General features: G+C 58.8%; 9 protein-coding genes and 1 tRNA gene. 8 read left to right on the top strand and 2 right to left on the bottom strand.

Going from position 1 to position 13,706, the window contains the following annotated elements:
- Positions 1 to 195: 195 nt before the first annotated feature.
- The 4 genes from gltB (at position 196) to B1781_RS21995 (ending at position 9,679) form a co-directional block, all read left to right on the top strand.
- A complete protein-coding gene (gene gltB / locus B1781_RS22010) occupies positions 196 to 4,848 on the top strand; it encodes a glutamate synthase large subunit (RefSeq protein WP_078121737.1) in 4,653 nt (1,550 codons plus the stop codon).
- Positions 4,849 to 4,946: 98 nt separating this feature from the next.
- Positions 4,947 to 6,404 (top strand): glutamate synthase subunit beta, encoded by a 1,458-nt coding sequence (locus B1781_RS22005; protein ID WP_078121736.1) that lies wholly within the window; start codon positions 4,947 to 4,949, stop codon positions 6,402 to 6,404.
- 118 nt (positions 6,405 to 6,522) lie between these two features.
- Positions 6,523 to 7,590, top strand: a complete 1,068-nt coding sequence (hemE, locus tag B1781_RS22000) for a uroporphyrinogen decarboxylase (protein ID WP_078121735.1) — start codon at positions 6,523 to 6,525, stop codon at positions 7,588 to 7,590.
- Between the two features lie 151 nt (positions 7,591 to 7,741).
- A complete protein-coding gene (locus B1781_RS21995) occupies positions 7,742 to 9,679 on the top strand; it encodes a tetratricopeptide repeat-containing sulfotransferase family protein (protein WP_164513508.1) in 1,938 nt (645 codons plus the stop codon).
- Positions 9,680 to 9,778: 99 nt separating this feature from the next.
- Here B1781_RS21995 and coq7 read toward each other — a convergent pair whose 3' ends face one another.
- Both coq7 and B1781_RS21985 read right to left on the bottom strand, forming a co-directional pair.
- Entirely contained in the window at positions 9,779 to 10,423 is a 645-nt protein-coding gene (gene coq7 / locus B1781_RS21990) for a 2-polyprenyl-3-methyl-6-methoxy-1,4-benzoquinone monooxygenase (RefSeq protein WP_078121733.1), read from the bottom strand.
- An 81-nt stretch (positions 10,424 to 10,504) separates the two neighbouring features.
- On the bottom strand, positions 10,505 to 11,698 hold the full coding sequence (locus tag B1781_RS21985; RefSeq protein WP_078121732.1) for a (Fe-S)-binding protein: 1,194 nt from the start codon (positions 11,696 to 11,698) through the stop codon (positions 10,505 to 10,507).
- 46 nt (positions 11,699 to 11,744) lie between these two features.
- Here B1781_RS21985 and B1781_RS21980 point away from each other — a divergent pair, with 46 nt between their 5' ends.
- From B1781_RS21980 to B1781_RS21965, 4 genes are all read left to right on the top strand, one after another.
- On the top strand, positions 11,745 to 12,062 hold the full coding sequence (locus tag B1781_RS21980) for a (2Fe-2S) ferredoxin domain-containing protein (protein ID WP_078121731.1): 318 nt from the start codon (positions 11,745 to 11,747) through the stop codon (positions 12,060 to 12,062).
- Positions 12,063 to 12,451: 389 nt separating this feature from the next.
- A complete protein-coding gene (gene rplM, locus B1781_RS21975) occupies positions 12,452 to 12,883 on the top strand; it encodes a 50S ribosomal protein L13 (RefSeq protein ID WP_078122189.1) in 432 nt (143 codons plus the stop codon).
- 14 nt (positions 12,884 to 12,897) lie between these two features.
- Positions 12,898 to 13,290: a 30S ribosomal protein S9 gene (gene rpsI / locus B1781_RS21970; RefSeq protein WP_078121730.1), complete on the top strand. Its 393-nt coding sequence runs from the start codon at positions 12,898 to 12,900 to the stop codon at positions 13,288 to 13,290.
- A 162-nt stretch (positions 13,291 to 13,452) separates the two neighbouring features.
- Positions 13,453 to 13,528: transfer RNA gene (locus tag B1781_RS21965), tRNA-Gln, on the top strand.
- The last annotated feature ends 178 nt before the right edge of the window (positions 13,529 to 13,706 follow it).

Genomic DNA, 13,706 nt, shown 5'->3' with positions numbered 1-13,706 from the left:
CCGGGTCAAAGGTGTTTGCACCTGTTTGGCGATGCGGCGGCGTGTTTATTGCACATGCCACTAAGTCGCAACAGATGCCCGGGCATCCCCGCTGTTGCCAATGAGTTTCTGCCGTTGAGAGGGCGCCGCCGTCTCTCGCGGTTGTGTGTCGTCGGTCGGTATGCGACCCCCAGAAGATTTAAGAAGAGGTATGCGATGAGTTACGGTGCCCTGCCGCCGAAACAGGGTCTCTACGACCCGGCAAACGAACACGACGCCTGTGGCGTCGGCTTTGTCGCGCATATCAAGGGTGAGAAGCGCCATGAAATAGTTCGTCAAGGCCTGACGATTCTTGAGCGTCTGCATCACCGCGGTGCAGTGGGTGCCGACCCACGTGCGGGCGACGGTGCGGGCCTGTTGCTGCAGATACCCGATGCGTTTTTTCGCGCGGTCGTAGATTTCGACCTGCCGCCGGAAGGCGAGTATGCGGTAGGTATGCTGTTTCTGCCGGCGGACGAGCGCGGCCGCGATGAAGCGCAAAAGGCGGTTGAAGGCTATGTGGCGTTTGAAGGTCAGCGCCTGCTTGGCTGGCGCGATGTGCCGGTGGACAATAGCGGGCTCGGCTACAGCGTTCTGCCGACCGAGCCGTGCATTCGCCAGGTGTTCGTCGGCCGCGGCGAAGACTGCGCCGACCAGGAAGCCTTCGAGCGCAAGCTGTTCGTCATCCGCAAGCAGATCGAACACCGCATCCGTGATGCGGCTTCGGATACCAAGAATTCATTCTATTTCACGTCGTTTTCCTCGCGCACCCTTGTCTACAAAGGCATGCTGCTGGCCGGCCAGGTCGGCGAGTACTACCAGGATCTGAACGACGAGCGGATGGTGTCGGCCCTGGCGCTGGTGCACCAGCGCTTTTCCACGAATACCTTCCCGACCTGGGACCTCGCCCACCCGTTCCGCATGATTGCGCACAATGGTGAGATCAACACCCTGCGCGGCAACGTCAACTGGATGGCGGCGCGGCGCGCGTCGATGGCGTCCGATATCCTCGGTGACGACCTGGAAAAAATCTGGCCGCTGATCCCCGAAGGGCAATCAGACTCGGCGTGCTTCGACAATGCGCTCGAACTGCTGGTGGCCGGCGGCTACTCGCTGGCGCACGCCATGATGATGCTGATTCCCGAGGCGTGGGCAGGCAACCCATTGATGGATGCCGATCGCAGCGCCTTTTACGAGTACCACGCGGCTCTGATGGAGCCCTGGGACGGGCCTGCCGCTGTTGCTTTCACCGACGGCCGTCAGATCGGCGCCACGCTCGACCGCAACGGTCTGCGTCCGGCACGCTATCTCGTCACCGATGACGACCTCGTGGTGATGGGCTCGGAGATGGGTGTACTGCAGATCCCGGAGGAAAAGATCGTCAAGAAATGGCGTCTGCAGCCGGGCAAGATGTTCCTGATCGACATGGAAGAAGGTCGCATCATCGATGATGCAGAGATCAAGGCCGGCCTCTCCAAGGCCAAGCCGTACCAGCAATGGCTGGAACAAACCCAGATCGACCTGCACGACCTGCCCGAGGTGGTGGGCGCCATGTCGCCCGACCCCGAGACCCTGCTCGATCGCCAGCAGGCGTTCGGCTACACGCAGGAAGACATCAAGTTTCTGCTGACTCCGATGGTCTTGACTGGTCAGGAGGCGATCGGCTCGATGGGTGCGGACAACCCGCCCGCCGTGCTGTCCAACAAGCCCAAGCCCTTGGCCAACTACTTCAAGCAGCTGTTTGCCCAGGTGACCAACCCGCCGATCGATCCGATTCGTGAAGAGATCGTGATGTCGTTGGTGTCGTTGATCGGGCCGCGCCCCAACCTGTTGGGGCTGCACTCGGGCGGCGAGAACATGCGTTTGGAGGTCAGCCAGCCGGTACTGACCAACGAGGACCTGGAGCGGATTCGCAACATCGAAGACGGTTCCGGCGGCGCCTTCCGCACCAAGACGCTGCGCATCACCTTCCCGGCCGCCGACGGCGAAGCCGGCATGGCGGGCGCGCTCGAACTGTTGTGTCACAGCGCCGAGCAGGCGGTACGCGATGGTTTCAACATCCTGATCCTGTCCGACCGCCCGGTTGACGCCGACAACATTGCCATCCCTGCGCTGCTGGCGACGTCGGCGGTTCATCACCACCTGATCCGCCATGGTCTGCGGACCGATTCGGGTCTGGTCGTGGAAACCGGTGCGGCGATCGAAGTCCACCACTTCGCAACCCTGGCCGGCTACGGCGCCGAGGCGATCAACCCTTACCTCGCGTTCGACACCATTCAGGCGATCCTGCCGTCGTTGAGCGATGCACCGGGTCTGAAGAAGGAAGATGTCCCGACCCTCGAAGAGGCGCGCTACCGCTATGTCAAAGCGGTCGGCAAAGGCCTGCTGAAGGTCATGTCGAAGATGGGTATCTCGACCTACCAGTCGTACTGTGGTGCGCAGATCTTCGATGCTGTGGGCCTGTCCACTGAATTCGTCGATGAGTACTTCACCGGCACTTCGACCACCATTGAGGGAATCGGTCTGACCGAAGTGGCGGCAGAGGCCGTGCGGTGGCATCGCGACGCGTTCGGCAGCGCGCAGATCTATCGTCGGCATCTCGATGTGGGCGGCGATTACGCCTTCCGCCTGCGGGGTGAAAACCATATCTGGACGCCGGCGACGATCGCCAAGCTGCAGCACGCGGTGCGCGGCAACAACGCCAAGACCTACGATGAGTTTTCGCGCATCGTCAACGAACAGAGCGAGTCGTTGATGACCTTGCGCGGGCTGTTCGAATTCAAGTTCGCCAAAGATCCGGTACCGCTCGACGAAGTCGAATCGGCCAAAGAGATCGTCAAACGTTTTGCAACGGGGGCGATGTCGTTCGGCTCGATTTCCTACGAGGCACATTCAACCCTGGCAAAGGCGATGAACGCCATCGGCGGCAAATCGAACACCGGTGAAGGCGGTGAAGAACCCGAACGTTTCAACCCGCTGGCGGACGGCTCGATGAACCCGGAGCGCTCGGCGATCAAACAGGTCGCGTCCGGCCGTTTTGGCGTGACCACTGAGTACCTGGTCAATGCCGACGATATTCAGATCAAGATGGCGCAGGGTGCAAAGCCGGGCGAAGGCGGTCAGCTGCCGGGTCATAAGGTCAATCAGCAGATCGCGCGTGTACGCCATTCCACACCGGGTGTTGGCCTGATCTCGCCGCCGCCACATCACGACATCTATTCGATCGAGGATCTGGCGCAGCTGATCCACGACCTGAAAAACGTCAATCCGCAGGCGCGTATCTCGGTCAAACTGGTTTCCGAAGTTGGCGTCGGCACCGTCGCTGCGGGTGTCTCCAAGGCACACGCCGACCATGTGACGATCGCCGGCTATGACGGCGGAACCGGCGCGTCACCGCTGACCTCGATCAAGCATGCCGGCTCTCCGTGGGAAATCGGCCTCGCCGAGACTCACCAAACGCTCGTCATGAACCGTTTGCGCAGCCGCATCGCGGTGCAGGCTGATGGCGGTATGCGCACAGGACGCGACGTGGTTGTTGCCGCCCTGTTGGGTGCGGACGAAATCGGTTTTGCCACTGCGCCTTTGATCGCCGAAGGCTGCATCATGATGCGCAAGTGCCACCTCAATACCTGCCCGGTGGGTGTGGCCACGCAGGACCCGGAATTGCGCAAGCGTTTCAACGGCAAGCCAGAACACGTCATCAACTACTTCTTCTTCGTTGCCGAAGAGGTGCGCCAGCTGATGTCGAAGCTCGGTTTCCGTACCTTCAACGACATGGTCGGCCAGATGGACCGTCTCGATATGCGGCGTGCCATCAACCACTGGAAGGCACACGGTCTGGACTACAGCCGTCTGCTGGCCAAGCCGGTTGCGGTCGAAGACGACAAGGTCTACTGGTCGGATACGCAGGATCACGGCATCGACAAGGCGCTCGACAATAAATTGATCGAACTCGCCAAGCCGGCGCTCGAGAACGGTGAGAAGGTCGAAATCGATATCGATATTCAGAACGTCAACCGTACGTTCGGTACGCTACTGTCCGGTCGCGTGGCTGAAAAATATGGCTTTGCCGGTCTGCCGGATGACACGATCAAGATCAACGCCAAGGGTACCGCCGGCCAATCGTTCGGTGCCTGGGTCGCTCGCGGCGTGACGATCGAACTTGCCGGTGAGGGCAACGACTACGTCGGCAAGGGTTTGTCGGGCGGAAAGCTCATCATCTACCCGCCGCCCGAGTCGAAGATCGAGAAAGCCGAAGAAAACATCATCGTCGGCAACACCGTGTTGTATGGCGGCATCACCGGGGAGTGTTATTTCCGGGGCGTGGCCGGCGAGCGTTTCGCGGTGCGCAACTCGGGCGTTACGGCCGTCGTTGAAGGCGTCGGTGACCACGGCTGCGAATATATGACCGGCGGGGTCGTCGTTGTACTCGGTCCGACCGGCCGCAACTTTGCCGCCGGCATGTCGGGTGGAATTGCCTACGTGCTTGATGAAGACGAAACCTTTATGCAGCGCTGCAACCTGGCCCAGGTCGAGCTCGAACCGATCGCCGAAGAAGACGACGCGCTCGAATCGCTGGCCCACCAGGGTGGCGATCTGGAATCGCACGGCCGGGTCGATGTATCGCATGACATGACCCGCTTCGATGCCATCCGTTTGCGTCAGTTGATTCAGGCGCATCACGGGTACACCGGGTCAGTTGTTGCCGAACGCATCCTGACGGACTGGGATAACTGGTTGCCGAAGTTCAAGAAGGTCATGCCGGTTGAATACCGTCGTGCCCTGGCAGAAATCCAGGCCCAGCAGGAAAAGGCGAAAACGGCCGCATAAACCAATCCGGGCGGCTGCCATTGCCGGTGGCCGCCCAACATAATTTCTAAGATTTGCGCAAAAGGGCGTTGGCCTGATTGCAAGTGAGTGTTTGAACAATGGGTAAGCCAACAGGGTTCAAAGAAATCGCCCGACTTGACCGCAGTTATGCGCCGGTCGCAGACCGACTCACCCACTATGATGAGTTCACGATTCCGCTGTCGGAAGAGCAGGTCAGCCAGCAGGGCGCGCGCTGCATGGACTGCGGGATACCGTTCTGCCATGAAGGCTGTCCGGTCGACAACCTGATTCCCGACTGGAATGACCTGGTCTATCAGAGCGACTGGCGGTCAGCCATCGAAGTATTGCACTCGACGAACAACTTTCCGGAGTTCACGGGGCGTATCTGTCCGGCGCCGTGCGAAGCATCGTGCACCCTGAACATCGAAGATTCGCCGGTAACGATCAAGAATATCGAGCTGTCGATCGTTGAAAAGGCATGGGCCGAAGGTTGGATCCAGCCGCAGATCGCTGCCCACAAGACCGGCAAACGTGTTGCCGTCGTAGGCTCAGGGCCGGCCGGTATGGCCGCGGGCCAGCAGCTGGCGCGCGCCGGTCACACGGTATCGGTTTATGAGAAGCAAGATGGCGTCGGTGGCTTGCTGCGTTATGGCATACCGGATTTCAAACTGGCAAAGCAGGTTATCAAGCGCCGCATGGGCCAGATGAAGGCCGAGGGCGTCAAGTTCCACGTCAACACGCACGTGGGTGGTCCGGATTTTCCGACACAACGCCTGCTGGATGATTTCGACGCCGTCGTGCTCGCCGGCGGATCGGAAAAGCCGCGTGATCTACCGGTGCCGGGCCGTGATCTCAACGGCGTGCACTTCGCGATGGATTTCCTGCGCGCCAACAGCAAGGTGGTTCAGCAGGTACCGGGCGCCGAACAGCAACTGATCAGCGCCGCCGGCAAGCATGTTGTGGTCATCGGTGGTGGCGATACCGGCTCGGACTGCATCGGCACCTCGAATCGCCATGGCGCGGCATCGGTTACGCAGATCGAGATTCTCGACAAGCCGCCGGAAAAAGAAGACAAAGGCCTTACCTGGCCGGATTGGCCAAACAAGCTGCGCACCTCGTCCTCGCAGGAAGAAGGCTGTGAACGGCTTTGGAATGTCACGACCAAGGAGTTCCTCGGCGACGACGATGGCAATCTGCGGGCGCTCAAGTGCGCCCTGGTCCGCTGGGACAAAGACGAGCAGGGGCGCTGGCAGATGTCAGAGGTCGAAGGTTCGGAGTTTGAGCTGAAGGCCGACCTCGTGACCCTGGCGATGGGTTTCGTACATCCGGTGCACGAAGGGCTGTTGACCGACCTGGCGGTTGAGCTGGACGGTCGGGGCAATGTTCAGGGCAGCACCGAAGGCGCCGACGCCTACAAGACGTCGATTGACGGAGTATTCGCCGCCGGCGATATGCGTCGTGGCCAATCACTGGTTGTCTGGGCGATTCGTGAAGGCCGGCAGTGCGCCCGCGCCGTCGATGAATACCTGATGGGCGTTACGTCGCTGCCGCGGTGAGTCGGTCGGTGCGTCATCGGCGCACCTGATATCATGCCGGGTGTGCGCACCGACATATCTGCGTCTGAAGGTGCGCTGACCCAACGCGGGTATCGATGGGGTACCCACAAGGAACACCATGACCGAACTTAAGAACGACCGTTTTCTGCGTGCGCTGCTGCGCCAACCCGTCGACATGACGCCCGTGTGGATGATGCGGCAGGCCGGTCGGTATCTGCCGGAATACCGCGCGACTCGCGAAAAGGCGGGTAATTTCATGGCCCTGTGCATGAACCCCGAACTCGCCTGCGAAGTCACGCTGCAGCCTCTGGACAGGTTCCCCTTGGATGCGGCGATCCTGTTTTCGGACATCCTTACCGTGCCTGACGCCATGGGCCTGGGTCTGTATTTCAGCGAAGGCGAAGGGCCGCGTTTCGAGCGCCCTGTGCGCGACAAGGCGGCGATCGCCGCACTCGGCGTTCCCGATCCGGAACAGGAGTTGCGTTACGTGATGGACGCGGTGCGCACCATCCGGCACGAGCTCGACGGCCGCGTCCCGCTGATCGGGTTCTCCGGTAGTCCCTGGACGCTCGCGACCTACATGGTCGAAGGCGGCAGCACCAAAACCTTCTCACGCTCGAAGGGCATGATGTTCGATGATCCGGCATCGATGCATCTGCTGCTCGAGAAACTCGCCGATGCCGTCACCGCCTATCTCAATGCTCAGGTAGCGGCCGGCGCCCAGGCGCTGATGATCTTCGACACCTGGGGCGGCACGCTGACCCCAAAGGACTATCGCGCATTCTCCCTGGCCTACATGCAGCGGATCGTTGACGGCCTGACCCGTGAGGCAGATGGTCGGCGTGTACCCGTGATATTGTTCACCAAAGGTGGCGGACAGTGGCTGGAATGGATGGCAGACACCGGGTGCGACGCGCTGGGTCTGGACTGGACGACAGATATCGGCGAGGCGCGCGCACGTGTTGGCGGCCGCGTCGCGCTTCAGGGCAATCTTGATCCCTGCACCCTGTATGCTTCACCCGAGGCTATCGAACGCGCTGTCGCAGAGATCCTTGCGAGCTACGGTGAAGGAACCGGCCATGTGTTCAATCTTGGTCACGGAATTCATCCGGCAATCCCCCCAGAGCATGCAGCAGCGATGATCCAGGCGGTGCATGAGAAAAGTCGGCAGTATCACTCGACCTAGGCGCGGTTGCTTTAGTGCCCTGCACAGGGCGGGTCAATGATGATCAACAGCGATGAGTCGGAAACGCACTAAGCCGCCAGCGACAGCAAAAGCAAGAAGAGCCTCGACAGACGATGTGGCCCAACGGCAGGCCTCAGTTATCGCGAGCAACGTGGCTCAATTGTTGAGCAAAGGCAATTTGCAAGCTGCCGCAATTTCGGTTGGCCAAGGTCTTTCCGTTGCGCCGAATCACCCGGATCTTCTGCATCTTGCCGGTCAGGTCTCTCTACAAACCGGCAACAAGGACGAGAGCAAGCGCCTCATCCGTCGGGCAATAAAAGTCGCGCCCAAGATCGGGCTTTATCATTACAGTTTGGCTGCAGCCTTGTTTGCCGAGAACGACCTGGATGGGGCCCTGCAGAGTCTACGCGCAGCGATTCGGCTCGAACCGCGCAATGCCGATGCGTATACCAACCTCGGAATTGTTTTCGTCAGGAAAAAACAGCACGATGAAGCTGAAGCTGCCTTTTCACAAGCCGCTCGATTGAAGCCGGATGACCCGCAAGTCCACCTGAATCTGGCGATTTGCAATATGGAACTGAAAGAGCCGCAGAAGGCCGCGGCGGCCGTGCGGAAGGTTGAAGAGCTGGTTCAGGCGCCCGAGCCCCGACTGCTCTTCCAGATCGGCAACGTGTATCGCGGGCTGGGGCAGTCGTCACTTGCTGAGAGCTACTATCATCGAGCACTCGAAAGACAATCCGAAGCGCCGGACATGTGGTTTGAGTTCGGCGATTTGTTATTGCAGACAGGCGAATATGATCGTGCCGCTGAGGCATTGCGTAAGGCTGATGCTCAGGGCTACGACAATATCGCCGTTGACATAGCCGTGGCGCGTGTTCATGCGGCGCTCGGCGAGATTGACCAAGCGAGGGCATTGCTCGACAGTGCAACTGCGAAGGCGGGTGACAAGGCGGTGTATTTGTACGACGTCGCGCGTCAATTCACGTTCATCGGCGATTTTACAGCGCAAGAACGTTGCTTGCATCGGGTGCTCGAACTCGAACCAGATCATGCCGGTGCATTCGCAGCGCTCTTGATCGCTCCCGGCCGCAAACTCACCGATGGCGATGTGGCGAAATTGCGCAAACTGGCTGACGACAAGTCCGTCGATTCCGAGACGCGTCGCCGGATCGGGTTCTCCCTGGGTAATCACTACCGGTACACCAAGCAGTATGACGAGTCATTCCGGTATTACCGACTGGGAAACCGGCTACGCGGAAACAGGTTCGATCGCGAGGCGTACGCTCAATGGGTTGCGAGCGTCGAAAGTACCTTCACATCGGACTTTTTTGAGCAGCGTGCAACATGTGGATCGGACTCGCGTCTGCCGGTGTTGATTGTCGGTATGCCGCGGTCCGGTACGACGCTTACCGAGCAGATCATCAGTTCGCACCCAAATGTATTCGGTGCGGGCGAATATGGTTACGTCTCCAAGCTGTGCAGCTCGGCGGGCCTGGAGTTTCCAGACCCGCGAGCCGGTCTCGATCGGTGTTCAGCGGTGACCTGCGACGAAACCGCGAGGCATGCAGAGATCTACCTGGAGAAGATGCAGGCGCTGACACAGCGTGGCGAGACGAAAGTCACGAACAAGCTTCCGCACAATTTCGAACAGCTCGGGGTGTTTGGCATGCTATTCCCCAAGGCCCCGATCATTCACGTCAAACGCGATCCGCGTGACAATCTTCTGTCGATATATTTTCAGGATTTCAGCGAGTTTCACGACTACGCAACCGATCTGAAAAGCCTGGGTCACTTCTTTCGTTTGTATGAACGCCTGATGGCGCACTGGTTGAAGGTGGTGCCGAATCCGGTGTACACCCTTCAATACGAAGACCTTGTCGCCGATCTGCCGACCAAGGCGCGCGAACTGGCCGATTTTGTCGGCATCGGTTGGGACGAACGGATGCTCAGTTATTACGACCAGGAGCGCAAGGTCGACACAGCGAGTAAATGGCAGGTGCGACAGCCGATCTACCAGAGTTCGGTTAGCCGCTGGACGCCGTATGCGAAACACCTCAAGCCGCTTTTTGATGCTCTGGACCAGACATAGGTACAGCAACTGTTTCGTGCTGGAGGGCTGAGGTCAAGCGGTCGAGACCTCCTCCACAAGTAGGGATTCCTTCAATGCTGCTCCCGGATGCCGGGTTTGCTAGAGCCGGTACACCGACTTCGTCATGATCTTGGCCGTTACTTTCATCAATGCCTTGATTGGCTGCGGCAGGCTTACTCCCCCGTGTGCCCGCGCCTTTTCGCCATGCACGATCTCGTCGGCTTTCATCTGTTCGAGAATCACCCGCGTTCTGGCGTCGTGCTGAGGTACCTGGTTGAGGTGTTCATCCAGATGCCCTTCTACCTGTTTCTCTGTTTCGGCGACGAATCCCAAGCTCCATTTGTCACCGGCTAGCCCGGCCGCAGCGCCGATCGCGAATGAGCCTGCATACCAGATCGGGTTGAGCACGCTAAGGCGTCCACCCAATTGCTCTACCCGTTGCTCACACCAATCCAGATGGTCGTTTTCTTCTGCCGCTGAACGTTCCATGCTCCTGCGCACCTCGGGGTCGCGCGCTGTTAGTGCCTGGCCCTGATAGAGGGCTTGCGCACAGACTTCTCCTGTATGGTTGATTCGCATCAAGCGTGCAATGTGATCGCGCTCCTGCTCGGTCAGTTCCGTATCTGGAATGTCGCCTGCAGGGTTTGTTCGTTCCGTAACTTGCGGACGGCCGAACAGGGTACGCATGGCTTGATCGATGTTCATCATCAACGTGTCGGCGGGTGAATAATTTCGCGGTTGCATGACGGATCCGAAATAGTGACCAGCTGGTAACCGTATTTAACCGCAATTCACGAAGGAAAGCCCCTTACGCCTTCCTTCGTTTCACATCGAGCGATCGGCCAGCTGGCGTGCCAGTAATTCGACGGGATGAAGGACTTCCCGTCGCACACCGCGTTCGAGCAGGCCTGCAGAGATATGCATCGCGCAACCAATATTGGTCGTGGTGATCGGCGCGGTGGGGTGCGCTAGCGCCTGATCCAGCAACGGCCTGCGTAGGATGTCGGCGGTCGCCGGGTGACGCAGCATGTAGTCTCCGGCGCTGCCGCAACAGTGGCCTGCAACACCTAGCGGCTCAACGGAAACACCGGGAATCTTCGAAAGTAGTGCCTGCGACCAGTTTCCACCTTTGTAAACGTTCGCCATGGTGCAAGGGGTATGCGCCAGAACGGCAACATCCAGAGGACGGAAATCGTCAGCCGTCAGTTCGGACTCGGTGAGCAAAAATTCACAGATGTCCCGATGCGGAAGTTGGATTGGGCTTGCGTGGCCCTCGATATGCACACCGCATCCGCTGGCAATGGAGATCACCGCATCGAGTCCGCGGGGGAACGCGCGCTGAAATGCCTCGGCCTGGCGTTTCGCGGTGGTGACATCGCCGGCATGTTGCGCCAAGGCGCCACAACAACCCTGGTCTGCCGGGATTTCCACATCGAAGCCACAATACCGAAGTAGCAGGACTGCAGCGTTCAATGCAGTTCCTTGCTTTGCCGACGTCGCGCAGCCGAGAAACAGCCCTACCCGGCCCTTAATCGGCCGCGAGGTTGCGTCAAGGTGCCCGGGGCGTGGGGGGCGCCCTCCCCCGGCTAGACTGTTCCCGAGCAGATGGAGCCGATGCAATGGCCCTAGTGGTTTGGATAGCGTTAACGGGAGCAGCTGGGCGGCCTGACCAGCCCAGCGCATCAACCGCGGTTCTTGCAGTAACTTCAGCCAACGACGCGGCTTGCCTGGAGCCAACTCAGCCCGAGCGTACTCAACGAGACTGCCGTACTCGACGCCTGACGGGCAAACGGCTTCGCAACGCCGACACGTGAGGCAGTTATCGAGATGGCGGCGAACGGCGGCATCCGGTTTCAGGCGACCATCCGCCAGGCCTTCAATCAACGCCAGCCGGCCACGCGGAGATTCATTCTCGTCACTGCTAAGACGGTAAGTCGGACATTCCGGCAGGCACATCCCACATTTTACGCAGCGATCGAGTTTCGCCTTGGCGGCTGTTTGGTCATCCGTTGGATACATGGCCTATATAATGAGGCTTTACGCCATGCCGTGGACGGGTCGTTGTATGAGTTATTTTTCGCACCATGTGTTCTTTTGTACCAACCAGCGGGATGACGGTCGACAGTGTTGCAACCAATGCGGTGCCACTGATGCGCGCGCTTACGTCAAACAGCGTTGCAAGGAACTGGGTATTGCTGGTCAGGGCAAGGTGCGCATCAATAACGCCGGCTGCCTGGATCGCTGCGAATCGGGGCCGGTGATCGTCATCTATCCCGAAGAAACGTGGTACACCTATGTCGACAACTCGGATCTCGACGAGATCATCGAAAAGCACCTGATCGGCGGCCAAGTGGTCGACCGCCTCAGAATTGACCAGGATTGAAAGTCGTGAACGGTCGCACACTGAAGGTCTGAACAGGGGTTGACAAACAGCACGGAATATCAGAATATCTGCACATACTGATTCGAAAGGATCAGTTCTCCTCCATCCTCCTTTGGTGGTTACTTTGGAAAGCGCGACACCCCCTGTCGCGCTTTTTTTTTCATATCGACAGAATTTGTGAGCAATCCTATCTGCTTGTAAATGTTAGTGTTATTGCTTTTCTAACGGGTGGCGGCGATGGCTGGCGGCGCAGATCGTGATCTGGCATTCGTTCGGCGAGCTCGAGTACAGCGCTAACTGCCCCAAAATGCTTGCGAATTATTTTGTTCCCCGGTAAGATTCGCGCCCTTTCGTGACACACTTGCACTCCTTGTTTGGAGCAGAATGAAATGAACACCACGGTCAGCGCTAAGCCCGCAGAAGTCCGCCGGGAATGGTTATTGGTTGATGCAGACGGCAAAACGCTTGGGCGCCTGGCGTCAGAAATTGCACGTCGCCTGAAAGGTAAGCACAAGCCGATTTTCACGCCGCACATCGATACCGGCGATTACATCGTGGTGATCAACGCTGAAAAAGTGGCCGTTACGGGTAATAAGCTGAAAGACAAGATGTACCATCATCACACCGGCTATATCGGTAACTTGAAGTCGATCAGTCTTGAAAAGCAGCTGCAGAAAGCACCGGAGCGCGTCATCGAAACGGCCGTTCGCGGCATGTTGCCTCGCAACCCGCTGGGTCGCGCGATGATGAAGAAGCTTCGGATCTTTGCCGGACCCGAGCATACTCATCAGGCGCAGCAGCCCAAGCCGTTGGAAATCTGAGATCGGAATAGAACATGGCACAGCAGATGAATTACGGAACCGGCCGCCGCAAGACTTCAACGGCCCGCGTCTTTTTGAGTCACGGTAACGGTGCAATCACCGTCAATGGCCGCCCGCTCGACAAGTTCTTCGGCCGTGAAACGGCTCGCATGGTTGTTCGCCAGCCTCTGGTCGTGACTGAAATGGCCGACAAGCTCGACATCAACGTCACCGTTATCGGTGGTGGTACGACTGGACAGGCTGGTGCAATTCGCCATGGCATCGCACGGGCGCTGGTCGAACACGACGAGAATATGCGCGTGCCGCTTCGTCGCGCAGGGTTCCTGACCCGCGACGCGCGTATGGTCGAGCGTAAGAAGGTCGGCCTACACAAAGCGCGCAAGCGTCCGCAGTACTCGAAGCGTTAATCGCTGCCGATTGGTGCTGCCGGCTTGCCCAGCAGCACCTTTCTGGCTGCTCGTGTTTTAGTTCCTGGGCGAAATCAAGAGATATCGCCTTCTCCCGCGACCGAAATATCGTGTCGAAGGGGCGATCCCGCGTCTTCCAGGCATTTCGTGCCTTTTCTTTTTTGGGGCGTAGCTCAATTGGCAGAGCGACGGACTCTGACTCCGTAGGTTGTAGGTTCGATCCCTACCGCCCCAGCCATATCTCCCCCATCTGCTGCACAATTGTCACGCTGAAGCGATTGTGGTCACTCTTTTCGCGTCTTTCAGCGTCAGAGTACAAAAAAATCAAATCTGACAGAAATTCGACACCAGATTAGGTGTGCGCTCTAAGTTGCTTTTGTAAAAAGAAAAATATTGCGCATTCAGAGGCTTGCTTT

It is taken from the genome of Thiosocius teredinicola, assembly GCF_002009425.1.
GTDB classification, from domain to species: domain Bacteria; phylum Pseudomonadota; class Gammaproteobacteria; order Chromatiales; family Chromatiaceae; genus Thiosocius; species Thiosocius teredinicola.
Note: the sequence above shows the minus strand (reverse complement) of the source record. Positions and strands in the feature narration are given on the sequence as shown.

Bases quoted from the DNA above. Each gene is read 5' to 3' on its own strand.
- coq7 (WP_078121733.1), bottom strand. From the start codon at position 10,423: ATGCAACCGCGAAATTATTCACCCGCCGACACGTTGATGATGAACATC.
- B1781_RS22005 (WP_078121736.1), top strand. From the start codon at position 4,947: ATGGGTAAGCCAACAGGGTTCAAAGAAATCGCCCGACTTGACCGCAGT.
- gltB (WP_078121737.1), top strand. From the start codon at position 196: ATGAGTTACGGTGCCCTGCCGCCGAAACAGGGTCTCTACGACCCGGCA.
- hemE (WP_078121735.1), top strand. From the start codon at position 6,523: ATGACCGAACTTAAGAACGACCGTTTTCTGCGTGCGCTGCTGCGCCAA.
- B1781_RS21985 (WP_078121732.1), bottom strand. From the start codon at position 11,698: ATGTATCCAACGGATGACCAAACAGCCGCCAAGGCGAAACTCGATCGC.
- rpsI (WP_078121730.1), top strand. From the start codon at position 12,898: ATGGCACAGCAGATGAATTACGGAACCGGCCGCCGCAAGACTTCAACG.
- rplM (WP_078122189.1), top strand. From the start codon at position 12,452: ATGAACACCACGGTCAGCGCTAAGCCCGCAGAAGTCCGCCGGGAATGG.
- B1781_RS21980 (WP_078121731.1), top strand. From the start codon at position 11,745: ATGAGTTATTTTTCGCACCATGTGTTCTTTTGTACCAACCAGCGGGAT.